This window comes from Pseudovibrio axinellae (genome assembly GCF_900110875.1).
GTDB lineage: Bacteria > Pseudomonadota > Alphaproteobacteria > Rhizobiales > Stappiaceae > Pseudovibrio > Pseudovibrio axinellae.
In genome coordinates, this window is the sequence record NZ_FOFM01000005.1 from 81,860 (window position 1) to 108,839 (window position 26,980).

Genomic DNA, 26,980 nt, shown 5'->3' on the forward strand with positions numbered 1-26,980 from the left:
CAAGCACCCTCCCCCGTCGGGACGTTTACCCCGGCCGGAAAACCCGCCAGGGTACGGAAAAAGGCCCCGGATTGCTCCGGGACCAAAATGCTAAGAACTCAGAATTACTTGAGTTCTACTTTTGCACCAGCTTCTTCAAGCTTTTTCTTCAGCTCTTCAGCTTCGTCTTTAGAAACTGCTTCTTTAACAGCTTTAGGAGCGCCTTCTACGAGCTCTTTAGCTTCTTTCAGGCCAAGACCGGTGATCGCACGTACTTCTTTGATCACGTTGATTTTCTTCGCGCCAGCGTCAGCCAGAACAACGTCGAATTCAGTCTTTTCTTCAGCAGCTTCAGCAGCAGGACCAGCAGCAGCTACAGCTACAGGAGCAGCAGCAGAAACGCCCCACTTGTCTTCAAGCAGTTTGGAAAGCTCAGCAGCTTCCATAACGGTCAGTGCAGAGAGTTCTTCTACGATCTTTTCGAGATCAGCCATTTTTCAGTACCTTGTTGTTCGAACCGTATTCGGTTTTGACAAAAATTAGTGTGGTTCCGCCTTACGCGGCTTGGTCCTTCTCGGCGTACGCATTGAAGACGCGAGCAAGTTGCCCGGCCGGTGCGCTCGTAACCATGGCCATACGGGTTGCTGGTGTTTGGATCATTCCAACCAGCTTGCCGCGAAGCTCGTCCAAAGACGGCATCGCTGCTAGTGCTTTAACACCAGCAGAGTCCAGGTTAGTTGAACCCAGAGCACCACCAAGGATCACGAAATTTTCGTTAGCCTTAGCGAAGTTAGCAGCAGCCTTAGGAGCAGCAACTGGATCGTCTGAATAGACGATTACAGTTGGGCCCTTGAACAGGTCGCTGATATGCTCAAGTTCAGTGCCTTGAAGGGCAAGCTTGACAAGGCGGTTTTTAGCAACCTTAACGGTACCACCAGCTTCACGAGCATCAGCACGAAGCTGAGTCATCTGAGAAACTGAAAGACCCGCATAGTGCGCAACGACAGCAACGCCAGTGTTAGACAACACTTCGTTGAAATCGCCGACGAACTTTTGCTTATCCGCTCTTTCCACTTGCCTTCTCCAGTTGGCAACAATTCTCATTGTTGCCGGTTTGCCTTTGCCGCATCAAAATCGGGTTAAACCCGACCTCGACAACGACGATTAGGGTCCTGTCCCCTTACGCGCCGGAGCGACGCAGCAAGGCAATTTGGTTCGAACTGTACCGATGAATAGCAATAAGCCATGTCAACCAATTCAGCTCTTCTCCATCTATGCAGGCCTTTCTAAGCGAAAAACTTAAGCTGGCAATGCCAACACCTGCAGTCTCGGACAGGGATGCCGAAAGACCATAACAGCCTTTCAGCGTTAAAACCTCCCACATTAAAGCGGGAGGTAACTCTTATAGACGTGGTGTTTACTCGGTAATGGTACCAAGTTCAACCTTTACGCCCGGTCCCATCGTGGATGAAAGTGCAACGCGCTTAACGTACGTGCCCTTTGCACCTGATGGTTTAGCTTTGATCACTGCATCAACCAAAGATTTCACGTTTTCGGCCAGCTTGTCTGCACCGAAGGAAACTTTGCCAACGCCAGCGTGGATGATACCAGCTTTTTCAACGCGGAACTGAACAGAACCACCTTTAGCGTCTGTAACAGCTTTGGTCACATCAGGGGTCACAGTGCCAACCTTAGGGTTAGGCATCATGCCGCGAGGACCAAGAACTTTACCAAGACGACCAACGAGTGGCATCATGTCAGGAGTTGCGATAACGGTGTCAAAGTTAATTGTACCGCCCTGAACTTCCTTAACCAGCTCTTCAGCACCAACGATGTCTGCGCCCGCAGCTTTAGCTTCGTCCGCTTTCGCGTCACGAGCAAAAACAGCAACGCGTACAGTTTTACCGGTACCGTTTGGAAGAACACATGCACCGCGAACCATCTGGTCAGCGTGACGTGGGTCAACACCAAGGTTGATCGCAATTTCGACAGTTTCGTCGAACTTAGCTGTGCCACGAGCTTTGATCATGTCAACAGCTTCGCTCAGGCCGTAATCTTTGTTACGATCAACACCTTCGCGAGCAGCTGTAATACGCTTACCTACTTTAGCCATGATACCCTTACTCCGTAACTTCCACGCCCATGGAACGGGCGGAGCCTTCGATCATCAGCATTGCTGCTTCAATATCGTTAGCGTTGAGGTCTTTCATCTTCGCTTCAGCGATTTCACGAACCTGAGCTTTAGTCACAGACGCCACGGTACCGCGACCAGCTGTTGCTGAGCCAGATTTGATCTTCGCAGCTTTCTTGATGAAGAAAGAAGCAGGTGCTGTCTTAACTTCGAAAGTGAAAGACTTATCGGAGTAGTAAGTGATAATGGTTGGGCAAGGAGCGCCTTTCTCAACATCCTGGGTCTTAGCGTTAAACGCCTTACAGAATTCCATGATGTTCAGACCGCGCTGACCTAGCGCAGGACCAATTGGTGGGGATGGTGTAGCAGAACCTGCTGGCACCTGAAGCTTTAAATAGCCGTCAATCTTTTTCGCCATAATTCTCTCCAGAATGGATCTGTGAAATCACGCTGCGCGCATTTCACTGGATAAGAGAGCGGGCGGTCTGGCTTCCAGCACACCGACGAAAGTGCACTTCACCTGCCGCCCCAACCCGACCTAGCCGACTTTGTCAACCTGGCCGTATTCAAGTTCAACCGGGGTAGCCCGGCCGAAAATGGACACTGTCACTTTAAGACGTGCCCGTTCCTCGTCGACTTCTTCGACAAGACCAGAGAAGGAAGCAAACGGCCCATCGCTAACGCGAACCTGTTCACCAACTTCAAAGCTAATGGAAGGCTTCGGCGCTTCGACACCTTCCTGAACCTGATTAAGAATACGCTGCGCTTCCGCCTCAGAGATAGGCATAGGCTTCTTGTCATTTCCAAGAAAACCCGAAACCTTCGGCGTATCGTTGATCAGGTGATAAGCATCGTCGCTCATCTCCATCTTCACCAGAACATAGCCTGGGAAGAATTTGCGCTCGGCATCAACCTTGCGCCCACGACGAACTTCAACAAACTTCTCGGTCGGAACCAGAACTTCATCAAAGGAGTCTTCAAGACCCTGCTGCTGCGCTCTTTCTTTAATCGCCTCAGCAACTTTGCGCTCAAAGTTAGAATAAGCGTGAACAATATACCAGCGCTTAGCCATCTTAAATCCCGTTCCTACTATAATTGCCCGCGGAGCTTTTAAAAGCCAAGCAGAAAACTGATACCTAAGCTCATCAGCTGATCAGCAGCAAGAAAGAACATCGCCGCCAGGAAAACCATAATGAACACCATCAAGGTGGTCACGCCTGTCTCCTTACGCGTCGGCCAAGTAACCTTCGCAGTTTCAGAACGAACTTGCTGGATAAATGTAAAAGGATTGGTTTTTGCCATCCGGTCCCGGCCTATTACACGACAGGTGGGCGCGTAGAACTTTCCACGCACCCTATCCCTGAAAAACTCTTCATATGCCACCAACATCGATTAATCAAGAATTTTCTTGCACCGATGGAATGGCAGGGGCAGCAGGGCTCGAACCCGCGACCTACGGTTTTGGAGACCGTCGCTCTACCAACTGAGCTATACCCCTACAAATGTCCCAAGCATGGAACAAAACCTAAACCTTCATCTCAGAAGGCACCGTGTCGCAATACCTATCGCGACACGGTATGTAAAGACCTCAAAAGTCTTTATTCAATAATTTCAGCTACAACGCCAGCACCAACGGTACGACCACCCTCACGGATAGCGAAGCGCAGACCATCTTCCATAGCGATTGGCACGATAAGTTCAACCGAAACTGAAACGTTATCACCAGGCATCACCATTTCTGTGCCTTCTGGCAGAGAAACAACACCGGTCACATCAGTCGTACGGAAGTAGAACTGCGGACGGTAGTTGGTGAAGAATGGAGTATGACGTCCACCCTCTTCCTTGGTGAGGATGTAAGCCTCAGCCTTGAACTTGGTGTGAGGATTAACGGAACCTGGCTTACACAAAACCTGGCCACGCTCAACATCTTCACGACCAACACCGCGGATCAATGCGCCAATGTTATCGCCGGCTTCACCCTGATCGAGCAGCTTGCGGAACATTTCAACACCGGTAACGGTAGTCTTAGCTGTTTCTTTAACACCAACGATTTCAACTTCTTCGCCGACCTTAACGATACCGCGCTCAACACGACCGGTTACAACAGTACCACGGCCGGAAATTGAGAACACATCTTCGATAGGCATCAAGAATGGCAAATCGCGTGGACGCTCTGGAGTTGGGATGTACTCGTCAACTGCAGCCATCAGTTCAACAATCTTGTCTTTACCGATCGCATCGTCGCGATCTTCAAGAGCAGCAAGAGCTGAACCAGCAATGATTGGAATATCATCGCCTGGGAATTCGTAGGAAGAAAGAAGTTCACGAACTTCCATTTCTACGAGTTCAAGCAGTTCCTCATCATCAACCTGGTCAACTTTGTTCATGAAGACAACCAGCGCAGGCACACCAACCTGACGAGCGAGCAGGATGTGCTCACGTGTCTGAGGCATTGGGCCGTCTGCAGCGTTAACAACGAGGATCGCACCATCCATCTGCGCAGCGCCGGTGATCATGTTTTTCACATAATCGGCGTGGCCTGGGCAATCAACGTGTGCGTAGTGACGAGCTTCGGTTTCATATTCAACGTGCGCTGTGGAGATAGTGATACCACGTGCGCGCTCTTCAGGAGCACCGTCGATTTCGTCGTATGCTTTAAAATCACCAAAAGATTTAGTAATTGCAGCAGTCAGCGTAGTTTTGCCGTGATCAACGTGGCCGATTGTGCCGATGTTGACGTGCGGCTTATTACGTTCAAATTTTTCCTTCGCCATGGGCGTAGCTCTCTATTTAATCGTAGTTCCGTCGATCAAGGCTTGAAATCTGTAAAAGACCTCAAGGATTCTGGTAGGACATCTTCAGCGAAAGCGAGAAGAAGTTGGAGCGGGTGAAGGGAATCGAACCCTCGTATTCAGCTTGGAAGGCTGCTGCTCTACCATTGAGCTACACCCGCATTACCAATTTCAAGTCGATGGTGGAGGAGGTTGGATTCGAACCAACGTAGGCATAGCCAGCGGATTTACAGTCCGCCCCCTTTAGCCACTCGGGCACTCCTCCGAGATCGACCAAAACTCTCTAAAAGAGAATTTCTTGAAACTCGTTTTGCCGAACACGCCGCTTAACCGCTATGCAGTTGCGCCGCGTCCTGTGGCGCGGTTTATGCCGCTGAGAACGCCATCTGTCAACGCCTCTTTTGCAAGTGTCTGTGCAAAATTAACAGGACAGTTGGTTTTCCCCCTTTTTTACTGAATTTTCTGCCGATGTTTTCCACGTATGACCTTGCAAACGCACGCCTCTTCACAATCTCGGCCCAAATTTTCCCTGCGGATAATTCAATTCCCGTAGATCTGATAGCTCCAAGCATTCCACCAAACCCGCCTTCGCAGAAAAATCAGGTAATTTGCCAGACGAAAAATATTTGCAAGAGTGGGGACGACCACTGGACGACATACCCTCCCCAAAACAAATGAAGCGCCGAGTAGACTACCAAACATTAAAAACCTTAGGCATCCTCCCACTGTATTTAACTACACAGGACCCATTAAGGGTAAAGTTCAGGCTAGGTATTGCGACAGGAACTTTTTGAAGCTCAGCAACTTCACATCGTTCTTCCGGGACCGCTGATAGCACATGGAAAGCTCCTTCGACGGAAACATTGTTTCCGGAAACAAATTTATAAGCGCTCCTCTTTGAATATCATCCTCTACAAGTTGGTAGGGAAGCTGCGTTACGCCAAGCCCTGCCAAAGCGGCTTTTCGAAGCTCAGCTGCATCAGTAGAGATGAAGTTACCCGCAAAATTACAGAGTAGTACTTCGTTCTCAATCTTGAAACTCCACTGATAGAGCGCATGGTCCGATGAGAAGCGAAAATTTAGGCAATTATGATTTGCAAGTGAATCAACAAACTGCGGGCGTCCGCAGCGCTCTATATAGTCGGGCGAGGCGGTGGTAGGAAACCCAATATCCATCAGTTTAATCGCAACCATATCCTGATGCTTGACATGACCGGTCCGGAAGTAGAGGTCAACTACACCTGAAGCGACCTCTGACGGCCCGTCATTTAACCTCAAGTCAATCGTCATCCTCGGGTACGCTCGCAAGTAATCCTGGATTATACTGGAAAGAAAGGATCTCCCAAACAGAGCAGAGGAATCGATCGTTAAGACACCTGACGGTTCAGATTTAAATTGTGAAACATGACCCTCTGTCAGCTCTATGGCCGCCAACGCCGGGGCGACACCCTTCAGGTACGCCTCCCCCACTTCCGTAAGAGACAGGTTTCGTGAAGTGCGTTTTAACAATTGCACACCAAGTAAGCTCTCCAGCACGGTTATATTTTTGCTTGCAGCGCTACGGGAAATGTTGAGTGCACGAGCACCTGCAGCAACACTCCCCCCCTCGACCGCTGCGATCAAGGTTCGTGCGAGCTGTATCTTCGTTTTCACAAGGGCACCTCACTTTATTGTCAACCAAACAGAAACATTCATGTGCGACTTTCGTGTGTATTCAGTCAACAAACTTGGTCCTACATTTCTTTTCAAGCAGAAAAGGAAGCAGCAATGACCATGAAGTATTACGTATTTGATCCAATCGGAGACATTTCCAACCTTGTACAGCGAACAGGTCGCATTCCTTCACCGCATAAAGATAACGATGTCATTATAAGAGTCGAAGCCACTAGTCTGAACTACAAGGACTTGGTTCTGGCACATGGCCACCTCGCCTTAAATAACAATAGCGCAGAGTATGTCCCTCTATCTGATGGAGCCGGGAGAGTCGTGGCAACGGGCGCTTCGGCTAAATACTTAAGCGTCGGCGAACGTGTAGTTGCTTCATTCTTCCCAACTTGGGAAAATGGCCTCCCCACCGGGAATGAGAAAGCGCTGGGACGAGAACTTTCGGGGATGCTGAGCGAATACATTCGGCTCCCGGCTGAGGCTCTGGTGAGTGTACCCAGGACATTCAATAGTGCTCAGGCTGCCGCATTCCCTTGCGCTGGCGTTACAGCATGGAACGCACTTGTTGAAATGGGCCAGTTCAACGCCGGCCATACTGTGCTAACGATGGGGACAGGTGGCGTGTCGATATTTGCCTTGCAAATAGCAAAAGCAAGCGGCGCGACAGTGATTGCGTTAACCGGAAGCGCGACAAAAGAAGCATTTTTGCATCATCTCGGCGCAGATCATGTAATCAATTACAGACAAAATACTGACTGGGATGAAAAAGTTCTTCAGCTCACACATGGCAGTGGCGCTGACATCATCCTTGAAGTAGGAGGCGCGAAAACATTCCAGAAATCACTAAACGCTGCTGCATTTGGAGGCCGAATTTCAGCTGTTGGAGTTTTGGCAGGCGTCGATGGAATGGCCAACCCAACTGACATCATTTTTAAATCGCTGACGATAAACGGCGTCTATGTCGGCAATACGCGGATGCTTACAGATGTTTTAAACTTCTTTGAAAAGAATAAGTTGCAGCCCATTATCGACAGCCATAGCTTTAATTTCGAAACCGTCCCACAAGCCTACGCACATATGCAAACGCAAGAACACATCGGTAAGATCATTATTGATCTAACCTGAGAGTGTCCGCAAATAACTCTCAGATTTGGCACGTATTTACCACCTTAAGCCCTCTGTTAGGGGCCCATGGACGCAATGCGTGTCATTTTACTCTGCCGCTTTTATATGCGCAGATATAAAGTTTGTTTGGATTGTTCCCTCCTATTTCCTTGAAGCGTGCGCGCGACAAGAGTATCGAAAGACCATGAGCACATATAAAAAGCAAAAAAGCGAGAGTGACTCCCGCTGGAACCCTCACAAGGGCGGCGAGCGATCCTCCCAGCAAAACAAAGCCGGTGGCAAGAGCAATTCGTTTTCCAAATCTGGACCCAACAAAGAGTCTAGAGGCAAACCGTGGCTCAATAAATCAGGCGGCGAAGATGGTCCCTACTATATATATGGTCTTCACACCGTAGAAGCTGCCTTCAACAACCCCCAGCGCAAACGCCATAGCCTAGTGGTAACCCAGAACGCGCTTCGCCGGTTGGAAGAACGCAACATCACAATTGATGTACCGGTCGAAACCAAAAGTCCGCGTGATATTGATCACATGGTTTCAAAAGATGCTGTTCATCAGGGCGTTTTGCTTCTTGTAGACCCCCTGCCTGAATACGGCGCAGAAGAACTGGAAGAGGGACATCTTGTTCTGGCATTGGATCAGGTAACTGACCCGCACAATGTCGGCGCAATTTTGCGCTCTGCCGTCGCCCTTGGCGCCGATGCCGTGGTAACCACCACACGGCACGCTCCAGAAGAAGGCGGCGTGCTTGCCAAATCGGCGTCCGGTGCGCTGGACATAATTAAACATGTACGCGTTCCAAACATGTCGCGCTTCGTCACAGAAATGCGCAACAAAGGCTATCAGGCAATCGCATTAGACAGTGAAGGCCCCGCCTCCGTTGAAGACACCCCCTTCACCTATAAGACGCTCCTTGTACTTGGCTCAGAAGGAAAAGGCGTGCGCGAAGGTGTTCGCAAAAACTGCGACGCATTGGCAAGACTAGATATGCCAGGCCCGATCAAATCCCTGAACGTTTCGAACGCGGCTATTCTTTCATTATATGTAGCGCGCATGAAAATGGGACTGTCATAACCTGACAGCCTCGGGCTCTTGCTCCGCGAGAGCCCCGCCCACTCAACATCCAACCCACCTGCTCCACAACACCTCCTCCCTTATAGATGAAAGAGCCTGTTCAACCGGAAGAAGCGCTGATATCTAGCAGATGTATATATGCACACCTCACGGATACGAGTTCAGCCGGAAGCTTGCAAACGTTTATGCATACTGCACCTTGCGCTTAGGCTTGCCTCCCTATCTGCACCAGCAAGCAAGTGCCTTTTTATGCAAATAAACAAAGCAACTCAGAAAAATGCCGTTCCCCTCATAACAACGCACAAAACAACGCAAAACGCGGGAACATCTAAAATCTTCCATCAATTTCAATAGGCTGCGCGGCGTGCATGTGGAAAAGAAATGCCAAAATAGCCAAATCAAGGCCAATTTTGGAGGAAATTTTCTCTCCCCTGTGAATTCTTCCAAATTTTCGCATTTTGGGTATTTACAAACCCCGCCAGCACCCGTAAATACCCCTCCAACGAAGACGACGCCGGCATAGCTCAGATGGTAGAGCACCTGACTTGTAATCAGGGGGTCGCGGGTTCGATCCCTGCTGCCGGCACCACTCTTCTCCTTGATTTATCAAGAGAATTTCAAAGCCTCCTCCGGGAGGCTTTTTGCTTTTCCGGCTTTTGTCAGCATATTGTAAGCAAATGGGCGTTTTTGTAAGCAGGATTTTACCCCTCTCAGCCCCTCCAATCTCTCTTTCAACTTAATACTGGAAAAGCTGTGAATGCCGTCAATAGCCGTCAGAGGCAAGGCATTCTATGAAGTTTGACACAAACCGAGTCGTCAGGATTCTGTACCCCCTCGTCACAGCCTCCACATGCTAAGTTATCCTCCAACTCAGATTAACTTATGCTCCTCAGATAATTCGACGGCTATAGAAAGAAAAAACTGATTTAGTGAGCTCCAAATTACACGATGAGAACTTGCGTGTCAGTTTGACCGCAGGGCTCTTTGATACCAGTCGAAGTGACAACTATTGCAGCTTCAACTCTACTCGCGCAAACGATGTAATCTATCAGGTAGACGATGCCTAACTTCCAACCACACCAATTCCACACTCCACCGCAGGTAACCCCTCTGAACTTAGATTGCATAAGCTTGGGCGGCGGCGGTTGGGCACCCTCTCAATTTGAAGGCACGACGCAAGATGGCTACGGCATCTATTGTAGGTATCGAGGCGGCTACTTATCGGTAGACATCAGTAACGAACCTGGTGGAGACGCAATTAGTGATGGAAAGGAAATCCTTGGACTCCAATTGGGGCCACAACTTCATGGAGGGATGTCATTAGGTCAATTATGTTCGATTGCAGGGATAACAATTAATGGTGAGAGGCCACCAATGCCAACCCTCGCCGAAATTCGCAAAGAACGCTGGTTAGACCTAAGCGGCACCACAAGCTTCTTTAATTTTTCATTGGATAGCACAGTAGAGACAGCAAAACGTATTGTTAGCTCTATGGGCGATCTTTTGGGAGGAGCGCACTTTGTTGAACGAGTGATGGATATGGATTTTCAAACGACAGGCGCAATCTTGCGCAACACGCCTGCTGAGTTTGAAACTATCGACCCCACAATCATGTTTGGTGAGAGGCCAGTAGCATCCGAACTTGTAAAAGTGTCTGATACAATTAGTCTTCAAGACCTGTATCCAACCTCCCTTTTACTGAACACGAACTTCTCTGGATTTCGACACCCGTTACGTATGTACTTGAGATCGCAGATTTTGGACAAGCAGCTCGACGAACTAGGTCGAAATGTCAAAATCGCAGGGCACGATGATGAATGCTTATATGGGGCACTGATGTTTGCAGCTAGTTTCCCTACAAAAGACGTACAAAAACGGCATACCCTTCAACAGGTTGCTGAAAAAACAAACGCATTAACTCCAGAGTTCAAAGTTCATGCCACCAATTTACAAACAGGGGAACCACTACCTAATTTCGATGAAATCAAACGGATAGATCCAGTAATCACCGATTGGGTTTTGTCTGATGAAAGAAACTGGCTTCAGATACGTATCGAGCGCTTTAATGAGCAACGCATTATTGTTGGTTATAGGCTAAACATGTCACTCAATTAAAGTTCACAGTTGGCAGACATCAGCGTTCTAACCACCAATCAAACAAGGCCTGAGAAGCGTCACGCTTCCCAAGCCAGAGTATTCTGCGAGAGGCAAAGCACCTCTTCATTCCGTGTTTAGTCTTTGGAGGTTTCCAACGCGCAAGGATCAAGCAGAACGGAAATCTTCTCGCTACTTTCCTTGCACATATTCAATGTGATTACGCACAGGCTCAAACAGCATGAGCAACGCTTCATATTCCTGTTTTAGCTTGCCCGCTCTGCTATCTGCGTAGCCACGGTCTTAACCAAAGACCTGTGTTCCACCTCAGCCAACAACAACATAAACATCAAAACCAAGCCCTCACGAAGACCATATAGCCGCTTGCGCCATGGTCCCGAACTACCCGTAGGCAGGCAAAAGCCTGAGAAGGACCCACGATGTTTTGGAAGCGTCGTCTCTAAATGACATCCAGATAAATCAACCGCCTTGAACCCGTCGCCTTCTTTGCCACCTGAATCTGCTTCTGCCTTAAGAGTGGAGCTACACGCTCCACCGCATTACCAAACGCATTCACCTTTTGCGGCCAGAAGCGTGAAGATCTGATCTGGTCACTCACAAACACATTCAGCTCAGCAAGCAACTCAGTTGCCGTGCCCACCCAGCTTTCACCACCTTGTCGAACCATGAGAAACTCATGAAGCGCCACCGCCACCGGGTCGCCCTCAAACACAGCTTCTGCCGTGCCGCGCCGGTTGCTTTCATAAGCCTCCAGAAACTCCCCATCTTTCCAACCAAGCCCGGTAGAGGCTGCAACCATCAGACGCGCAAAATCCGCCATACGTGGATGTCGATCCAGGTGCACACTCTCAATATTGCGGATAGCTGTGCTCAACGCATCCAGCAAAGCCCCAAGCATACCCGGTTTGAGGTGCTCCCATTCCTGCCAGAACAATTCTTCCGGCTGACGGCCCACCTCATCAATACGCTTGAGGCGAACAGAAAGCGCCCGCTCGGCCAGGTCAGCCCGCTCAGTTAGCGCTGGAATGCCATTGAGAAGCACAGGCCGCGCCCCTTGAAACCAATAGGCATCGCCATCCGTATGCAGCTTGCGAGAGATAAAACCACTCCCCGTTGCCATCCGGCAGATGGCATCAGACAACCAGCTTTCCATTTTCGAGACATTATCAAAATTGAGGACATGCCCGTTCTGTGCCATCACCATCAGATCCCGTTCATCCTTGGGAAGCGAGGAAGCCGAAACCGCACACGGATCTGCGAGCGAGCGTATCAACCGAGCCATAGTACTTTTACCGCTGCCCTGCTCTCCCCCAAGAGCTAAAACCGGATAGCTACGACTACGCCCCCAAAGTGAGGCCACCATCCAAGCAATGATAAGCTTGTAATCCTCATCCTCCGCATTGATGAGATGACGCATTTCCTCAATCTGATGCCCTTTCTCGGGCTCCGGTAATGGGGACATTGTCTGCTTGCGGATGAATTTGACAGGAGGGTTTTGCACCACCTCCCAACCGTTACGCGTGATACGGACAGCCCGCCAGCTCTCATCTGCCAGATCCAGCCAGGTTTCTCCTTCCTGCCAGCCAGTCCGCATAAACGGCTCATGGCAAGCCCCTTGCTCCAACGCACGCACCTCAAACACCCGCAGAGCATCGCCTAGGTTCTGCGTAGAAGGAGCAAGCCCGGTCTTCTCATAATATCGACCAACCAGCCAGCGCTTGAAGCTTTGGCTATCAACTGACCAATGCTCATAATGGTCATTCACCAGCACAGAGGCAAAGGCATCCTTTTGCGGAGAATGCCAAAGCTCCAGATCCTGAGCGACTGAAAGCAAACTCACACCACGAGAGCGCGGCTTAGCTTCAGGGTCCTGCGTTTCCTCCACCTGAGAAGACTGGACGAAAGCTTCTGCTTGTTCTGGCGTCCAGCCATCAGCCAAAGCATCCGCAGCATCCCAGCCTTTAGGAACATTATCCGGTGAAACAAGAACCGTTACAGATGCAGCCCCGAACTTAACAAGACAACCGGCAACATCATCAGCATATCTCTGCCCAGCCTCATCCGCATCAGGCCAGATAAAAACCTTACGTCCCTCAAGCCCAGACCAATCTGCTTTCTTAGCTGCGTTCGACCCACCGGGAGAGCTGATACAAACATGTTTCAACAACAGCTGCCTTACAGCATCTGCGGCTTTCTCTCCCTCAACAATGACAACAGCCGTATCAGGAGCTTTCACCAGAAGATCCAATCCATACAACGGCCTCGGTTGCGGCCAAGTCTCCCACCGCCACTGCAGCCGCTCTCCTACTCGAAACAAGCACAGCGGACGATAGCTTTTCCCCTCACCGGCCTCATCAAACCGGCAGACATAGCCAAGCACCTTCCCCTCGGCATTGCGATATGTCCAGCACTGTGACGGCACTCCAAGCTTCCCATGGAAACTTGGCGGCTCCGGTGCATCAGACGGCACCGGCATCACTATCACCTTTGGAGGTTGCTCACGCTTTGGTTTTGTAACTTGTTTTGAGTTGATTGCAGCAAATGGATCATTCATAAGCATCCACTCCAATCATATCCGCCAAGTTACAAGCCGCCTGTTTCTGCGACAGAGAAAACAGATAGGCTCCAAGGCTGATAAAGTCCCGCCCACCTTCACCAGTCGCAAAGTCACACCACAGACCCGATGCAATATTGACCTTAAACGACCCAGCACGGCGATCCATGCGGCGCGGGTTCTTCACGGTATACTCGCAGCCACAAAGCCGCCCACCGGGGAGCCACCTCCTGCAGATGGTGTCACCATGAAGCAAAGCAGATCTCGCGATGTGCTGGAAAGCAATGCGGGGATTGTGCCGACGTCTCATAGCCGTCCCCTCCTTATTAGGAAGAGATTGACGGCCACATCTACGGCAAAAATAATCTGCTCTGAAAACAACCTGTCAGCAGCAAAGAAAATAAACTCAAAGGCCATGATTATCTGGCCTCCACATCACTTGTGGAGCTAGTCAAATGAGATTCAATCCATACCTGTATGTCAGAAGGCCGATAGCGAACCGCCTTACCCAGCTTCACATACTTCGGCCCGCCACCACGCACCCGCCATGCCTGAATGGTGCGAATAGAAATTCCAAGATAGTCCGCCGCCGCCGCTTCTGTAATCAAAGCGTTCTCAACGCTGTTCAGTTCCGTCCTCATAACCATCACCTCCGCTCATTTGCGATGATGGGATCATGACGAGGTATCAGCAGCCCTATCAGTTAAAAGGAGGCAAAACTATTTTACCCATCCCCATCAACTACCCTGCGCCATAGTTGAGTCTTCTTTTTCTTCAGCCATGTTCTGGCTTGTTCGGCATCTGGAACAGATGCACCTCGCATATACTGAAAGCCGTCAAGAAACATGGAAACAAGTTCAGCACCATTTTCTGGAAAGCCTTCTTGTCCAAGTCTGAGAACAAGAGCATCATAAGCCTCGTCCCATAGATATTTTTTGGGACGCCCTGAACCTGCCTGCTTTGGCAAGCACGCCTTATCCTTCAGTTTACTCGGATGATAGATCTTCAAACCTTCTGCGACCTGCACCCACTTGCGCGTATTTGTGCGGCCTAAGGTACAACTCTCAATTCCAACCCGTGTATGAGTATAGGTCCAAAGCTCCGAAGGAATGAGTTTTTCTTCAGCTATTGGCCTTTCTCGCCCTTTCGCAACCAGTTTGCCGGTAGCCAGATAAGATACAAGCGTTTCATAGCGCCCGAACACTGCCAAATAATATTCTTGCATCTCTGGTGAGGATGCCTTCCGCTCTTTTCTGAGAATCCGCACTTTACCTCTCACACGAGTATATTTGGCTTTGACTTCCTGCGTTAAGTCAAATGCCCATTTTCGAGGCTCAGCAATAACAGGCCATCTTGGATGCTTGTTATAGGTCCAATAACGAATGATTGTTTCAGGACTTGGCCTAAAGCTCGGCGTTTCAGCTTGAACGGAATTGATAGCTTCCAAAACTTCGGATGCTTGGCAAACAAATCTCACGAATGCCTGTTTAAAAGACAAGTCGTGCAGCCCCAAAAGTTCCTGGCACTCTTCATCCATCAAACCACCTTCTCCTTACCCTTAAGAGCTTCTTGGAAGGCTAGCGCAAATTTCACGGCTATTCAGCAAAGAAATCTTCATCCATCCGATGGTTGGAAATAGTCCGGCTGGTACGTACACCAACGTCATGCTCAACCATCAACCCGACGAATTGCAACCATCTTCGACGCATCAAATATTTCGAGCGCCAGATTGCGGGGAAAGCCTTCAGGTATTTCTCGGCTATCGTACTCAAGGCAATTTCTCGACGCCCCATGAATACTGAGAAGTCAGTACTCCCAATCTTCGTGAGCTAGAGGTTCAGATTTGAGTTTATCCCTTGCGGAACGCCAAGTGGGCAAAAATTCATCCATCAGACAGCGGAAACGATCATTGTGACGGCGTTCGTGTAAATGAACCAACTCATGCACTACAATATACTCAAGACATTCTGGCGATTTTTTAGCAAGCTCAAGATTGATCAAAATGCTCTTGGTGTTAGTATTGCAACTTCCCCACTTGGTCTTCATTTTTTGAATTTTCCAACCATCCGGCTGTCTACCAACAATCGGTTGCCAGCGCTCAAGAAGCTTAGCAACCTCAATCTTCAAATACTGCCTGTACCATTCCGCTAGTAGGTCAGCTCTGCGCTGTATGGACGTATTTTTCTTCACGTTCATCCGCAGTACGGCATTATTGCAATGCGTCACGCCGGATTTGCCACGTACCTCTTCCAGTTTAAGAATATAGCGGTTGCCACGAAAAAAATGACTTTCACCATCAACATAAACTCTTTCAGATTGACGCGGCTGTTTTCTGAACTCTTCTTGGCGTTTGCGTATCCAAGGCAACCGAGAAATAATTGCTAATCTGAGCCGATCATCATCAAACCTCTCAGGTGATGATAGTTTCACCTTTCCATCTGGTGGACAAACAGACAGGTGCAGATTTTTGATGCTCTTTCGAATGACATCAACTTCCACACCTGACACCGTTATTGTTTTTTTATTCGTACTCATATTGCTGTTTTGCGAGCTCTACGATTTTTTGAACCAGATCTTTGTCATTTACGATTTTGTGAATTGCGGCCATGATTTCGCGTTCTTTAGGTTTGTTGCCAACCCAATCCGCACGCTTTGACGCCCTGATCGCCGTGTCAACTTGCTCAACCCAGATTTCATCCTGTTTAATGTTGTCGTAAAAAGCCTTTTTTGCAGGCGTATTCACATTGACAGGGTAGTCAGTAGGATTGATACCTCCGGGATTTACGACTTGCGCCGACAAATCCTTCACTTTCTCTAAATAGTCTTTGTAGTCTAAAGCCTTCTGGCGACGCTCCTCAATGAGCGCATCTAGGAGCTCGGACATTTTCTCATAGTATTTCGGATTAACCTGCTTCTCATCAATGATCTTTTTTCGGATGTTGTTTTCGATGGTTTCAGCCATTGCCTCTTCCGATCCCACCTTCCCTAGCGGGGATTTATCCAGATCGTCAGTTCCCTTTTTTACAATAAGATCAATAAGCCCCAGCTTTTCGAAGTCCGCAATCACTTCACTGTCTTCAGCGCGTATATATGTATCGAGAAGGTGTCTCATAGCAGGTTCGTAGAGCTTCATGTCTACATAGTCACCGCTTGCGAGTTTGATTTCATCTCTCACTTTTGCGAAATGCTCTACTTCAATCTTGATAGCTTCAAACTCTGCCTCAGAATAACCGGCCTCTTGAAACTCACCTGCTAGGTTTGCATAGGCACGCAAAAGGCTCGCAACTGCTTTGTACAGGGCTAAACGTTTTGGTTCATTCTCTTGAAGTTGTCCTTCAATGGCAGGATCACCACAAAAATACACACGGTATTCATCTTGCCCTTTGGGCTCTAAAACCTGTTCGCAGATTGCCTTGACAACTTCACGCGCATCTTCAAGTTTTTCACGAGCCTTTTCCAAGCGGTCAGAAAGCAGGCCAGCAACATCAGATTTCTCGTATTGATCAAAGGCTCCGCTGGTGTAATCGCCTATAGCCCCCTCTAACCGATGAAACAAATCTTTGTAGTCAACGATATAGCCATACTCTTTATCATCACCGTCCAATCTGTTTACACGGCAGATGGCTTGAAAAAGGCCATGATCCCGCATCTCTTTATCGATGTAGAGATAAGTTGCCGAAGGGGCATCAAAGCCAGTGAGCAGCTTGTCCACCACGATTAAAAGACGCATTTGCCCCGGTGCTTTGACAAACTTGCGCTTTACCTGCTTTTCGAACTCTTCTGCCTTTCCCATCGCATCGTCTTCGCTCTCCTCAAAATACTCGGCGAGCATACGGCGATAAATGGAATATTGGTTTAGCTTTTCGGTGAGGCCTGCACCGGTTTCCTCTCCCTTGATATCTGAAGGAGACGGCTGATAGCTGGTAATGATGGCGCATTTTCCAGCCAAATCTGTTTTGCTGAAAAGGTCATAGACTTTGCAAGCTTGATAGATGCTGCTGCAAACCAGCATCGCGTTACCACGCCCATCCATCAGGCGAGGCTTTGTCTCCATATCCATGAGGATATCATTGACGATCTGCTCAAGACGATCCTGACTTGAAAGAACCTTCTTCAGCGTTCCCCATTTCATTTTGAGCTGGGAGCGAGCCATCTCAGAGAGGTTTTTTGTTTTGGCTTCAAACCACTTGTCGATTTTGTCCTGTGACTTCACGTACTGATCAATATCACGCGCTTCATAGCGCAAATCCAACACCACGCCATCCTCAATAGCCTCGTCAAATTTATAGGTATGAATGAAGCTGCCAAACGTCTCGATACTCTTCTTCTTATCGGCTTTCAGAAGTGGTGTTCCGGTGAAACCAATGAAGGTGGCATCAGGAACAATGGTGCGCATGGCCTCGTGGAGTTTACCAGATTGCGTCCGGTGGCACTCATCAACAAAGACGAAAATCTCCCCCTTTGCTTTGAAATCTGAGGGCAAGCTCTCCTTCAGTTCTTTGATATAATCAGCGGTTGCCCTGTTATCTTCTTCCTCAGACTGGCGGCCAAATTTATGGACGAGAGAGCAAACAAGCCATTCCGTAGATGTATTGAGTGTACTGATAAGACCCTTACCGTTTTTGGTTCGGTAGATCTTCTCATCAACTCCTTGGAAGACGCCTTCAATCTGCTCATCCAGCTCTGTACGGTCGGTAATGACGAGGACACGCGCATTTTGAACGTTCTCTCGTATCCATTTGGCCATCCAAACCATTGTAAGGCTCTTACCTGAACCCTGCGTGTGCCAGATAATCCCGCTGTCACGGCTCTCAATGTACTTATGTGCTGCATTTACACCGAAGAACTGGTTGTGACGGCACATCTTTTTGATGCCACTGTCAAACACAATGAAGTCGTGAATGATTGTGAGGAAGCGCTTCTTCTCGCACATCTTGCGAAGGTGAAAATCGAGTAAATTACCACTTGGCGTCTCATCTTCCTCTTTCCATTGATAATAATGCTTTTCGGGTGTCTCAATGGTTCCATAGCGCAAGCCTTCGGTGTCGTTGCCTGCCATGGTGAGCTGCATGGTTGTGAAGAAGTTGCGGATGAATTCTTTCTTCTGATTATCGAGATTTTGGCGAATGCCTTCGCTCACCGATACGCTGGAGCGCTTGAGTTCAATCACGCCTAGAGCAATACCATTCACATAAAGAACGATGTCAGGGCGTTTTTTGTTCTCGCCTTTTACTGAGACTTCTTCGGCAATATAAAAATCGTTGTTGTCGAAGTTTTTCCAGTCGATCAGCCAGATTGTTTGGTTCTGTTCACCAATTTCGTCTTTGGCTTTCACGCCATAGCGCAGGAGGCCATAAACCTCCTTGTTTGCGTCATAGAGGTGACGACCATCGCCAAGGGCGGAGGCTTGTTCCAGTGCCCGAAAACTGCGAGTTATCAGCGCCTCGCTATAACCTTGTTTTTTTAGCCATGCTTCAAGAAGGTTTTTTTCTATATTCTTATTTTCTTGGTCATGTCGGTCACCGAGATAAGTGTATCCCAGTTCTTCGCAGAACAACTTAACAACTCGGTCCTGTGTTGCGCGTTCAATTTGCCCGACAGAGCTCATAACATTCCCTAACTCTTAAATAATTTAAAACTTACCTGATAGCGGTAGAAATCAATATTGTTGGTCACGCGCAGGGCGCGGCGCAGGCGCAAATCATCTTCCAGCGCGATAATTGCACCGCGAACGGTTTGCCCTTCATCCGTTAATTCATCCAGCACAAAGCCCATATAGCGCTGGATCTGTCCGACCACGGCATCACTGACACGGCCTTTTTTCAGCTCAACAATGAGGTATTCTTTTTTGTCCTTACTGATCGCCAGAATGTCGATTGCGCCGGTATCGGTCGGATATTGCTGGCCAACAATTTCCCCCTCATCCTCAACAATATCATAGCGAGCACCCAGCTCAGTGTTTGGCCAGTTGGAAACAAGGAAATCTTCAAGATGCTTTTCAAGGGCAAAGACACTGGGATCTTCAACCAACTCATCTGTTGAGATGAGCGTTGGTTGAGGATTGCCGCCAATTAATCCCTCAAGTTCAGCAGTGTGCTTGGTGATGTTGCACACTGTACCAATAGAGCCAGAAGAGTTCTGTAAGGGCGTACTCATATCGCTGCGCTGAATGGTATCTTTGTACCACCTCACACGGCGGCGATGCGGTAACAGTGTCGTCTCCTCATAATAATAGTCAGAGATGACTTCCCCCACCCGGTAAGCACGATTTCCATCAGGGCATAAAACAATATCGCCTTGCCTGATGCGTTCGCAAATGGTGAAGAGCATACCGCAGGAAAGCCCTGCGGTGACTTTGCTATTGCCGGGATTAGCGGCGTGAAAGGCAGGCACCACCTGTTCACGAAAAGCTTGCCAGCCGTCATTCAGCAGGTGTGCAAGATCAAAGTGAATAGACCAATGCCCACCAATAAATTCGCCGTCATGGCACTCCCGCGCAAAGCAGCTTTTGCGCCCTAACATAATGCGGTAGTAATTACGGGAAGTGCTCATATCAATCGCGTCCTCCCTGTTAACAGCTCCTGCATCATGCCTTGTTTGAGGGCTTTGGTTTTGGCGAGGCGATTTTCTAACGAATGGATCTCTCCTTCCATTGTGGTCAATACGCTTGCAATAGCTATCTGCTCGTTTTCAAGGCTAGGAAGCGGGAAGAGAACCTTCGCTAGTAGCGTTCCATTCGTAAGAGCTCGTGTGGTGTAGGAACTGGAAGATTTTATTTGTGCTCTAACAACTTCAGATCCAAAGCAGTATTTCTTGAAATTTAAGTGAATTTTCGAGCTGTCTGATTTATCGCGTCCGCGCAATATGAAACCACTAAAAACAGCAGAACTAATATCGTCAAGAAGGACAGAGCTTAAGCCTATTTCTTCTACGGTTTCTGAGGTTCGTGTAAAAAATACATCACCTTTTTTAGCGCTATAATTTTTGATTTCTTCGCGGGAAACATCGACGCAACCAACGACATGTTCCTTACGTATACCTTCTTGTCCAAACACATCCATATAATTGATTATGGGTGTTCCGTATCCAAAGTACTTCTTGGCCTTGTTGAGGCCGTTTTTAAACTCTATGTAATCTCCGATCAGAGCAACATCCCAATCCTCAGGAATTTCGCCAAGTTCGGTTTGTTTGAAACCTTTGCCCTCGCCGAAGCCCGGAAGACGGGTTTTACCGGTCAGGAGTTGTTGCATAGTGCCGGTTTTGATCTGGCGTTTTTTCTCAATCAACGCCTCCAACGACGCAATCAACCCATCTACATCCGACAGTGCCTCAGCAATGGCTTTTTGTTCTCTATTGTCATTTGGAGCGGCAGTTTTCAGCGGAAGAATTTTCGATACTGTTAATCCGGGCTGAGCAGAAGACTCAGAATACTGGTTGAGGTTCATATCAGTGAGAACATAGCTCAACCATTTGATGTTAGTGCCGTCCATGGGTGTCGCAACAACAGCATGCTCAGAAGCAAAGAACTGGCCAGTCGCAAACTCGACGTTACCACACAAAGCTCCTTGACGCCCAACTAGAGCGTAATCCCCATCATGCGTGAATGTTTTTGTAAACCCCCGAAGTCCATTTCCACCGTAACACGGGTATGGAGCAGTTTCGCTTATACTCTTGCTGGTAATGCTTTCTCCGCTCTTCATTATACAAAGTTGCGAAAGCTTCTTATCATCCCAATCCTCAGGAATGACGCCAACTTCAGTTTGCTTGTAACCTGCCTTTACCATGCCAGCCCCATCTTCTTGAGGTGCTCTTCCACACGGGCACTGAAGGTTGCAACGTCCTGCGTCAGACTTGGCAGAGTGTTTTGATAGCGTTCTTCCAGTGTTTTGACGCGGGTGGCAAGCTGCTGAGTGACGCGCTCAATCTCTTCAGTAATCTGCGCTTCAACCGTTCCGAACCACTTATCGAAAATAGTGATCTGTTTAATCTCTTCGATACTCAGGGCTTGAATATTATCAAAGACGATCTTATCCAGCGCATCCTTGGCTTCTTTGTGCTCCTTCTTTGCAGCTTTCAGAGCGTTATTAAGCTTTAACCACTTGTCCAAGGCGGCGATTTCTTCGGCATCATCACTTTGCTTTTTACGATCTTTAGCAGCCTTTTCGACAATTCCACCTTTTTCGTTTTTAGCTTCTTCTAGCAGGCCATCTTCACCGCCATTTTCCTCGATGAAGGTTTCCAGCTCTTGGCTAGCTGCATCAAGATTGGCTTGCAGGTCATCCAGCTCAGCTTGCTCATCAGTAAAGAACTTCGCAATCACCAAAGCAGGTGGGATGATGTCACTCTTGTAACGCTTTTTAGACTTGGCCGCGCCGAACTCGAAATCGTGCTCTTCCTTGTATTTATCCTTGCCGTTTTTATCTTTGCCGGGAACGAGCAGGCGGACGGTATTGGCGACTTTCCAATCCTCTTGCACGATCAGGTGCACATCATCCTGCATAACCTCATCCCAATAACTCATAAGGATTTGATAGATGTCGTACTTGCTGAGCAGATCCGTCCCACCAAATTGAGCAAGCAAATCTTCAGCAATGGTGAAGATGATCTCTTTTGGCTTATCACCAATCTCGATATCGGCAAGCCGGTCTTTGTGGTTTTGCTTCCATGCCTCAAAGCGAGCAAGAGAGCTTTGTTTGAAAGCCTTGAATTCTTCATGCCCAAGGATAGTCGCTTTCACCTCACGCGCTTCGATCAGGCTATTACTGTAGCCTTCGCGCTCGCTAGGCTCAAACAAACTGGTGCGCAGGGTCGGGAATACATCCCAATAATCTTGCAGCGCATCTATATCACGGTTTGGAATACCGCCGCTCAGGTGTGCACTCAGGTCATGAATGTCTTCGGCTGCACTGGAATCGATATAGCGCGGGATGTTGAGGTTGTACTCGTTCTTTTCCGCGATCTCTTTAAACGGGACAAGGCGGGAATAACCATCAACTTCTTGCTGGCGGTTAAACACATCAACGATGCGGTGAATGTCCTGCTCCCTAAGGCGGTTTTTGTTGCCGTCCTTCACAAAGCCCTTGCTCGCATCAATCATGAAGATTGAATTCTGATGGCCGGATTTTTCCTTATCAATCACGATAATACAAGCAGGAATACCCGTGCCGTAAAACAGGTTCGCAGGTAAGCCAATAATGCCCTTGATATAGCCTTGGCGGATGATGTTGCGGCGAATAGCAGCTTCAGCATTGCCACGGAACAAGACGCCGTGAGGAAGAATAACCGCGCCCTTACCCGTACTTTTTAGGGACTTGATGATGTGGAGCAGGAAGGCGTAGTCGCCATTCTTTTCTGGTGGTTCACCGTATTCGAAGCGCTCAAACTCATCATTTGTAAGGTTGATGCCATTGCTCCATGACTTAAGCGAGAATGGCGGGTTGGCCACGGCGTAGTCAAAGGTGCGAAGCTCGCCTTTTGGACTTTTCCAGTTTGGCTCTGCAACTGTATCACCCTGCCAGATATCGGCGGAGGCACTGTTATGCAACACCATGTTCATCTTGGCGAGCGCGGCGGTGGCTTGTTCTTTTTCCTGACCATATAGAGAAAGGCCGTTTGGCGCTTCCTCATTCACCTTCAACAGCAAAGATCCGGAACCACAGGTTGGATCATATGCAGTTTCATCTTGAACCGTATTAGCATTGATACCGAGTACCTTGGCAAGAATACGGGAGACTTCTGCAGGCGTGTAGAACTGGCCCTTGCTCTTGCCCGATTCTGTTGCAAAGTGGCGCATGAGGTATTCATAGGCATCGCCCAGCAGATCATCACCATCGGCGCGGTTTTTTCCGAAATTCAGATCTTCGAAAATGCTGACGAGTTTCGTCAGCGTATCAACCATGGCCTTGCCCTTGCCAAGCTTTTCTTCATTATTGAAGTCGTTGTCAGGGCTGGAGAGCCATGCCATATTGTTTTCATTGGCGATTTTGGCAACGACCTGGTTCATTTTGTCGCCAATGTCTGCCTTGCCCTTAAGGGCAATCATATCCGCAAAAGAGCCACCTTCAGGAATAACAAGCGTGCCGAAATCCACATTGCCGTATTTGTCTGTAACGTACTTCATAAACAGAAGGGTCAGGATATAGTTCTTATACTGAGAAGCATCCATCCCCCCGCGCAGCTCATCACAGCTTGCCCATAAAGAGGAGTAAAGTTCTGTCTTCTTAATCGCCATTTATGCGCTTCCCGAATATGCGGCTCTAGCTTCAGTAATGCACCACGATCAACATCAGGGCACACTACGCTGGCTCACCATTCATTCATGTAATCCTGTGAGTCTTCTAAAGCAGGATGCAACAAAAGCGGCGGTATTTCATCGCGATACAGCACTTTTCCAAGACTTCTCTATTTTCGGCATTCACCTCCGCAACTAGCACAGATTTTTGAGATGTCTTGGCTTAAGGTTTCAAAGAGCTTACCCTCCCTTCAACCCAGCCTCAATCCGCTCCCCAACCGTCTCGGAAAGCACGCGGATCGGATGAGCATCGTGGTTTACATAGCGGTTTGTGATGGTCACGTTGCGGTGGCGCAAAAGATGGCTGATGAGGAAAGCGTTGCTGCCTGATTGCGCAGCAAAGGTGCCAACCGTGTGACGCAGGTCATGAATGCGCACATCAGGAATGTCTGCATGGTGGCGCACCCGCTGCCATGCGTTCTCCACCAACTCTTTTGTAATGTGCCGTGTTGGATCATTGATGCGAGCAAGAACATAGGGAGAGCCGTCTAAGTGCGGTATATCGGAGAGGATGTCGAGCACATTCCCACTCACCGGATGAGGTTTACGGCCATCCCCTTTCTTGGAAGGTAAAGCAATTGCCCCTTCATCAAAGTCCACATGCTTCCATTCAAGAGAAGCGATCTCCATCAGCCGCGCACCTGTGTAAAGCAGCAGCTTGAGGCAGTAGAGCGCCATCGGGTTCACTGGCGTCCGGCGCTTATCAATATCGTTGCGCAGGTGCTTTGTGTGTTCCGGTTCAGCCTTGATAATCCAAGGGAGGCCTTCTTTCTCCGCAAGCTCCAGCGTCTTGCCAAGCTTCTGCAGTTCTTCCCCTGACAAGAACCGGTCGCGCTCATTTTCCTTATAGCGCTTAATTAATCTCACAGGATTACTGTGCTCAGGCCTTAAGCCCCACACCTCAGCCAGATTGAACGCCTTGGAGATGATCGCCAGCACGTGGTTTGCCTGTCGCGGAGTTCTGCGCATGGAGCGATGTAGCTTGGAAATATCCTGCCGCGTGACAGAGGCCAGCTTCGCTTTGCCTAAAGGCTTTCTCACACAGCGCTCAAGAATACGCCGTATCTCGACAAGGGACTTTGGTTTGTTGTGCACCTCAACATGCTCGCTCAAATACATGTCCAGCAGATCATTAACCGTTGGCGCATTGCGAATGATCTTGCGATTAACGGTCGGGTCTTCCCCATTGCGCACTTTAGCCAGAACATCGACGGCCAGTCCCCGTGCTTGATCTGGTGTCAGCTCACCATATTGGCCGATGGTCATACGGCGGGAGCGCCCTTCTATTGTCCTATATTGAACAATGAATGATTTGCGCCCGGTTGGCATCACCTGAAGCCCAAACCCCGAGAGTTTGCCATCCCAGAGGAAGAACTTCTTCGCCTTTGGTTTGGCAGCATCGACCGTCCGTTTTGTAACATTGGGCATCAGGTAAAACTCTCCCGCTGACGGCCCGTGACAAGAACCACCACACATGCAAAAATGGATATTGAAATTAGTTCCCGATTGCTGCTGTTTCTGACGGCCTGACAACTGGTGACGACCTTTTGGGCTTTTCTATTGGCCATGTGCAAATCACGGCCTTATCCCCTTATAGGTCGCTTGCTCTATGCCTACCGTTCTGTGTCAGCATATTGTAAGCAAATGTACGAGTTTCACCGCGAATTACAAGGTAGGTAGGAGCAAATAATTTTCTACAACTCATTGATTCATAGCACTGAATCGTAGTAGAGTGTAAGTGGCAGTGAGTTGTAAATTGCAACTTGTAATCAGGGGGTCGCGGGTTCGATCCCTGCTGCCGGCACCACTCTTCTTCTTGATTTATCAAGAGAATTCCAAAGCTTCCTCCGGGAGGCTTTTTGCTTTTCTGGCACTGGTAAGCGCGCAAAGAATGACCGGCGAACAAGACACCCCGCACTCTGATATTGCACGGCGTAACCACGACTTTCTCCTTGGTGCAATCAAAGCTATGCAACCTCCTCTCCGCAATTATACAGATCGCGCGATTCCAGCAAAGTCTTGCTGTTGATTTGGATTGCCTAGATGTCTCAAAACTCAGATAACCTCGCGCCCTCGTCGGGTCCCTGGCAGGCCTTTTACGCGGCGACTTCTTTCAGTACCAATGTGGCCGTATAATCCTGCCGTTCACACCTTTGCGGCGTTTAGAGTACCTTCTTGAAACCTCCAATATTGCGCCATGAGATGAGACTCGGACAGTTCAGGCGAAAACATGCCGGGAACAGAACAAGAGTAGCTGCTCCAAGATCACAGCTCGTCGGCAACCACAACTTGGGCTCTCCAGTTAGCGGCAGCCCTATAAATTTCTGCAACGGGTTTCTTTTCACTCACGAGAATATCAATTAGCGAAGGATCGCACACATTTATTGGTGCCGATCTTGTAAACTTCCTAGAATCAGCAGCTACGATCTTGCATTTGGAGCGCTGCATGACCGTTCTTGAGATTTCCGCTTCTTCCAGATCAAACAGCATCATTCCTTTTCGTGCGCTGATTGCAGCTGCTGACAAAATGGCATAATCAGTTTCGAAATTTTCAAAGAATGCCCCTGCAGCCGCACCGAAAGCACCGCCATCGTGGGCGCGCAGCTCACCCCCAGCCATAAAAACCCGGTTCTCGTTGCGTGTTGCAAGTTTAAAAGCAACCGCAACAGAGTTTGTAATGACCGTTAAACGTTTATGGTTCTTCAATGCCTCAGCAATAAAGGCCGTCGTGCTTCCAACATCGAGGAATAGAGAGCTGTCGTCTTCAATCATACGAGATACAACTCCGGCAATTTTTCGTTTGGCATCCGAGCATTCAAGCATTCGCGATTGAAAGTTGCTCTCTTCCGCACTCACCTGCAATCGAACCCCTCCGTGAACTTTCTCAAGTCCCCCTTCTCTTGCAAGTGACTTCACATTTCTTCTGATTGTTTCTTCAGACACGCCAAGCTGCTTCGCTAGGCTAACGATTCGACACGTTCCTCCCGCTTTCCTTACCGCATTCAATATTTCGCTTTGCGTATGATTGTTGATGCTTTCCATTAAATCAGTTCCGCAATAGTCCAGCAAAAAGGGCAACTTAAGCTCTCAGTCTAAAATATTGAAACACCTCAAATAGCCACAATACCTCTCCCCACACGCTATCATTTATAACTTTATATATGAGTTTATGTTGATTTCCTTTCTTTCCCTAGCGTAATCTATATTCACTCGGATAATTTCTCTTAATTATTGAATACAGCGTCCAATAGCATCT

23 protein-coding genes and 4 tRNA genes are annotated in these 26,980 nt (G+C 48.7%); 4 read left to right on the plus strand and 23 right to left on the minus strand.

Translation table 11 applies throughout. The features are described 5' to 3' along the window. Nucleotides 1-104 precede the first annotated feature (104 nt). From rplL to BMZ51_RS12495, 11 genes are all read right to left on the minus strand, one after another. The gene (gene rplL, locus BMZ51_RS12440) at nucleotides 105-473 is read right to left on the minus strand and encodes a 50S ribosomal protein L7/L12 (protein ID WP_068004267.1); all 369 of its coding nucleotides are present in this window, start codon (nucleotides 471-473) and stop codon (nucleotides 105-107) included. A gap of 61 nt (nucleotides 474-534) precedes the next feature. After that, nucleotides 535-1,053: a 50S ribosomal protein L10 gene (rplJ, locus tag BMZ51_RS12445; protein ID WP_068004269.1), complete on the minus strand. Its 519-nt coding sequence runs from the start codon at nucleotides 1,051-1,053 to the stop codon at nucleotides 535-537. A 343-nt stretch (nucleotides 1,054-1,396) separates the two neighbouring features. Continuing rightward, complete coding sequence (gene rplA, locus BMZ51_RS12455) at nucleotides 1,397-2,092, minus strand: 50S ribosomal protein L1 (protein WP_068004277.1); 696 nt, start codon at nucleotides 2,090-2,092, stop codon at nucleotides 1,397-1,399. A 7-nt stretch (nucleotides 2,093-2,099) separates the two neighbouring features. Further along, entirely contained in the window at nucleotides 2,100-2,528 is a 429-nt protein-coding gene (gene rplK, locus BMZ51_RS12460) for a 50S ribosomal protein L11 (RefSeq protein ID WP_068004279.1), read from the minus strand. Between the two features lie 120 nt (nucleotides 2,529-2,648). Further along, complete coding sequence (gene nusG, locus BMZ51_RS12465; RefSeq protein ID WP_068004281.1) at nucleotides 2,649-3,182, minus strand: transcription termination/antitermination protein NusG; 534 nt, start codon at nucleotides 3,180-3,182, stop codon at nucleotides 2,649-2,651. A gap of 38 nt (nucleotides 3,183-3,220) precedes the next feature. Continuing rightward, a complete protein-coding gene (gene secE / locus BMZ51_RS12470) occupies nucleotides 3,221-3,412 on the minus strand; it encodes a preprotein translocase subunit SecE (protein WP_063297949.1) in 192 nt (63 codons plus the stop codon). Nucleotides 3,413-3,532: 120 nt separating this feature from the next. Beyond that, a tRNA-Trp gene (locus BMZ51_RS12475) sits at nucleotides 3,533-3,608 on the minus strand. Between the two features lie 100 nt (nucleotides 3,609-3,708). Beyond that, nucleotides 3,709-4,884, minus strand: coding sequence for an elongation factor Tu (tuf, locus tag BMZ51_RS12480; RefSeq protein WP_068001637.1), 1,176 nt, complete (start codon nucleotides 4,882-4,884; stop codon nucleotides 3,709-3,711). 105 nt (nucleotides 4,885-4,989) lie between these two features. Continuing rightward, nucleotides 4,990-5,063: transfer RNA gene (locus BMZ51_RS12485), tRNA-Gly, on the minus strand. A 19-nt stretch (nucleotides 5,064-5,082) separates the two neighbouring features. Beyond that, nucleotides 5,083-5,167 (minus strand) — tRNA-Tyr (locus BMZ51_RS12490). Nucleotides 5,168-5,664: 497 nt separating this feature from the next. Further along, entirely contained in the window at nucleotides 5,665-6,555 is an 891-nt protein-coding gene (locus BMZ51_RS12495; protein ID WP_068001640.1) for a LysR family transcriptional regulator, read from the minus strand. A 114-nt stretch (nucleotides 6,556-6,669) separates the two neighbouring features. Here BMZ51_RS12495 and BMZ51_RS12500 point away from each other — a divergent pair, with 114 nt between their 5' ends. From BMZ51_RS12500 to BMZ51_RS12515, 4 genes are all read left to right on the plus strand, one after another. Then, nucleotides 6,670-7,692 (plus strand): zinc-dependent alcohol dehydrogenase family protein, encoded by a 1,023-nt coding sequence (locus tag BMZ51_RS12500; protein ID WP_068001643.1) that lies wholly within the window; start codon nucleotides 6,670-6,672, stop codon nucleotides 7,690-7,692. 184 nt (nucleotides 7,693-7,876) lie between these two features. Beyond that, nucleotides 7,877-8,764: a TrmH family RNA methyltransferase gene (locus BMZ51_RS12505; RefSeq protein WP_068001646.1), complete on the plus strand. Its 888-nt coding sequence runs from the start codon at nucleotides 7,877-7,879 to the stop codon at nucleotides 8,762-8,764. A 513-nt stretch (nucleotides 8,765-9,277) separates the two neighbouring features. Then, nucleotides 9,278-9,353: transfer RNA gene (locus BMZ51_RS12510), tRNA-Thr, on the plus strand. 542 nt (nucleotides 9,354-9,895) lie between these two features. Continuing rightward, complete coding sequence (locus BMZ51_RS12515) at nucleotides 9,896-10,879, plus strand: hypothetical protein (RefSeq protein ID WP_139201387.1); 984 nt, start codon at nucleotides 9,896-9,898, stop codon at nucleotides 10,877-10,879. 439 nt (nucleotides 10,880-11,318) lie between these two features. Here BMZ51_RS12515 and BMZ51_RS12520 read toward each other — a convergent pair whose 3' ends face one another. The 12 genes from BMZ51_RS12520 to BMZ51_RS12580 form a co-directional block, all read right to left on the minus strand. After that, entirely contained in the window at nucleotides 11,319-13,433 is a 2,115-nt protein-coding gene (locus BMZ51_RS12520; RefSeq protein ID WP_068001651.1) for an ATP-binding protein, read from the minus strand. Then, a complete protein-coding gene (locus BMZ51_RS12525; RefSeq protein WP_068001655.1) occupies nucleotides 13,426-13,743 on the minus strand; it encodes a hypothetical protein in 318 nt (105 codons plus the stop codon). Before BMZ51_RS12525 ends, BMZ51_RS12520 begins: the two co-directional genes overlap by 8 nt. A gap of 109 nt (nucleotides 13,744-13,852) precedes the next feature. After that, the gene (locus tag BMZ51_RS12530; protein WP_175485024.1) at nucleotides 13,853-14,074 is read right to left on the minus strand and encodes a helix-turn-helix transcriptional regulator; all 222 of its coding nucleotides are present in this window, start codon (nucleotides 14,072-14,074) and stop codon (nucleotides 13,853-13,855) included. A gap of 83 nt (nucleotides 14,075-14,157) precedes the next feature. Then, nucleotides 14,158-14,970, minus strand: coding sequence for a hypothetical protein (locus tag BMZ51_RS12535; RefSeq protein WP_068001658.1), 813 nt, complete (start codon nucleotides 14,968-14,970; stop codon nucleotides 14,158-14,160). Nucleotides 14,971-15,028: 58 nt separating this feature from the next. Continuing rightward, nucleotides 15,029-15,205, minus strand: coding sequence for a hypothetical protein (locus BMZ51_RS24095; protein ID WP_175485025.1), 177 nt, complete (start codon nucleotides 15,203-15,205; stop codon nucleotides 15,029-15,031). Between the two features lie 34 nt (nucleotides 15,206-15,239). After that, the gene (locus BMZ51_RS12545; RefSeq protein ID WP_068001664.1) at nucleotides 15,240-15,968 is read right to left on the minus strand and encodes a M48 family metallopeptidase; all 729 of its coding nucleotides are present in this window, start codon (nucleotides 15,966-15,968) and stop codon (nucleotides 15,240-15,242) included. Then, nucleotides 15,955-19,041 (minus strand): type I restriction endonuclease subunit R, encoded by a 3,087-nt coding sequence (locus BMZ51_RS12550; protein ID WP_068001667.1) that lies wholly within the window; start codon nucleotides 19,039-19,041, stop codon nucleotides 15,955-15,957. The genes BMZ51_RS12545 and BMZ51_RS12550 overlap by 14 nt, the downstream gene beginning before the upstream one ends. Nucleotides 19,042-19,049: 8 nt before the next feature. After that, nucleotides 19,050-19,985: an endonuclease NucS domain-containing protein gene (locus BMZ51_RS12555; RefSeq protein ID WP_068001669.1), complete on the minus strand. Its 936-nt coding sequence runs from the start codon at nucleotides 19,983-19,985 to the stop codon at nucleotides 19,050-19,052. After that, a complete protein-coding gene (locus tag BMZ51_RS12560) occupies nucleotides 19,982-21,217 on the minus strand; it encodes a restriction endonuclease subunit S (RefSeq protein WP_068001672.1) in 1,236 nt (411 codons plus the stop codon). Before BMZ51_RS12560 ends, BMZ51_RS12555 begins: the two co-directional genes overlap by 4 nt. Further along, nucleotides 21,211-23,664: a type I restriction-modification system subunit M gene (locus tag BMZ51_RS12565; protein WP_068001673.1), complete on the minus strand. Its 2,454-nt coding sequence runs from the start codon at nucleotides 23,662-23,664 to the stop codon at nucleotides 21,211-21,213. Before BMZ51_RS12565 ends, BMZ51_RS12560 begins: the two co-directional genes overlap by 7 nt. A 240-nt stretch (nucleotides 23,665-23,904) precedes the next feature. Further along, nucleotides 23,905-25,152, minus strand: coding sequence for a tyrosine-type recombinase/integrase (locus BMZ51_RS12570; RefSeq protein WP_068001677.1), 1,248 nt, complete (start codon nucleotides 25,150-25,152; stop codon nucleotides 23,905-23,907). Between the two features lie 837 nt (nucleotides 25,153-25,989). Continuing rightward, a complete protein-coding gene (locus tag BMZ51_RS12580) occupies nucleotides 25,990-26,766 on the minus strand; it encodes a DeoR/GlpR family DNA-binding transcription regulator (protein ID WP_068001680.1) in 777 nt (258 codons plus the stop codon). Nucleotides 26,767-26,980: the final 214 nt, after the last annotated feature.

Excerpts from the sequence above, each read along its gene's own strand:
- rplL (WP_068004267.1), bottom strand. The coding sequence starts at position 473 with ATGGCTGATCTCGAAAAGATCGTAGAAGAACTCTCTGCACTGACCGTT.
- rplA (WP_068004277.1), bottom strand. The coding sequence starts at position 2,092 with ATGGCTAAAGTAGGTAAGCGTATTACAGCTGCTCGCGAAGGTGTTGAT.
- rplK (WP_068004279.1), bottom strand. The coding sequence starts at position 2,528 with ATGGCGAAAAAGATTGACGGCTATTTAAAGCTTCAGGTGCCAGCAGGT.
- nusG (WP_068004281.1), bottom strand. The coding sequence starts at position 3,182 with ATGGCTAAGCGCTGGTATATTGTTCACGCTTATTCTAACTTTGAGCGC.
- secE (WP_063297949.1), bottom strand. The coding sequence starts at position 3,412 with ATGGCAAAAACCAATCCTTTTACATTTATCCAGCAAGTTCGTTCTGAA.
- tuf (WP_068001637.1), bottom strand. The coding sequence starts at position 4,884 with ATGGCGAAGGAAAAATTTGAACGTAATAAGCCGCACGTCAACATCGGC.
- BMZ51_RS12500 (WP_068001643.1), top strand. The coding sequence starts at position 6,670 with ATGACCATGAAGTATTACGTATTTGATCCAATCGGAGACATTTCCAAC.
- BMZ51_RS12505 (WP_068001646.1), top strand. The coding sequence starts at position 7,877 with ATGAGCACATATAAAAAGCAAAAAAGCGAGAGTGACTCCCGCTGGAAC.
- BMZ51_RS12520 (WP_068001651.1), bottom strand. The coding sequence starts at position 13,433 with ATGAATGATCCATTTGCTGCAATCAACTCAAAACAAGTTACAAAACCA.
- BMZ51_RS12525 (WP_068001655.1), bottom strand. The coding sequence starts at position 13,743 with ATGAGACGTCGGCACAATCCCCGCATTGCTTTCCAGCACATCGCGAGA.
- BMZ51_RS12530 (WP_175485024.1), bottom strand. The coding sequence starts at position 14,074 with ATGAGGACGGAACTGAACAGCGTTGAGAACGCTTTGATTACAGAAGCG.
- BMZ51_RS12535 (WP_068001658.1), bottom strand. The coding sequence starts at position 14,970 with ATGGATGAAGAGTGCCAGGAACTTTTGGGGCTGCACGACTTGTCTTTT.
- BMZ51_RS12545 (WP_068001664.1), bottom strand. The coding sequence starts at position 15,968 with ATGAGTACGAATAAAAAAACAATAACGGTGTCAGGTGTGGAAGTTGAT.
- BMZ51_RS12550 (WP_068001667.1), bottom strand. The coding sequence starts at position 19,041 with ATGAGCTCTGTCGGGCAAATTGAACGCGCAACACAGGACCGAGTTGTT.
- BMZ51_RS12555 (WP_068001669.1), bottom strand. The coding sequence starts at position 19,985 with ATGAGCACTTCCCGTAATTACTACCGCATTATGTTAGGGCGCAAAAGC.
- BMZ51_RS12560 (WP_068001672.1), bottom strand. The coding sequence starts at position 21,217 with ATGGTAAAGGCAGGTTACAAGCAAACTGAAGTTGGCGTCATTCCTGAG.
- BMZ51_RS12565 (WP_068001673.1), bottom strand. The coding sequence starts at position 23,664 with ATGGCGATTAAGAAGACAGAACTTTACTCCTCTTTATGGGCAAGCTGT.
- BMZ51_RS12570 (WP_068001677.1), bottom strand. The coding sequence starts at position 25,152 with ATGCCCAATGTTACAAAACGGACGGTCGATGCTGCCAAACCAAAGGCG.
- BMZ51_RS12580 (WP_068001680.1), bottom strand. The coding sequence starts at position 26,766 with ATGGAAAGCATCAACAATCATACGCAAAGCGAAATATTGAATGCGGTA.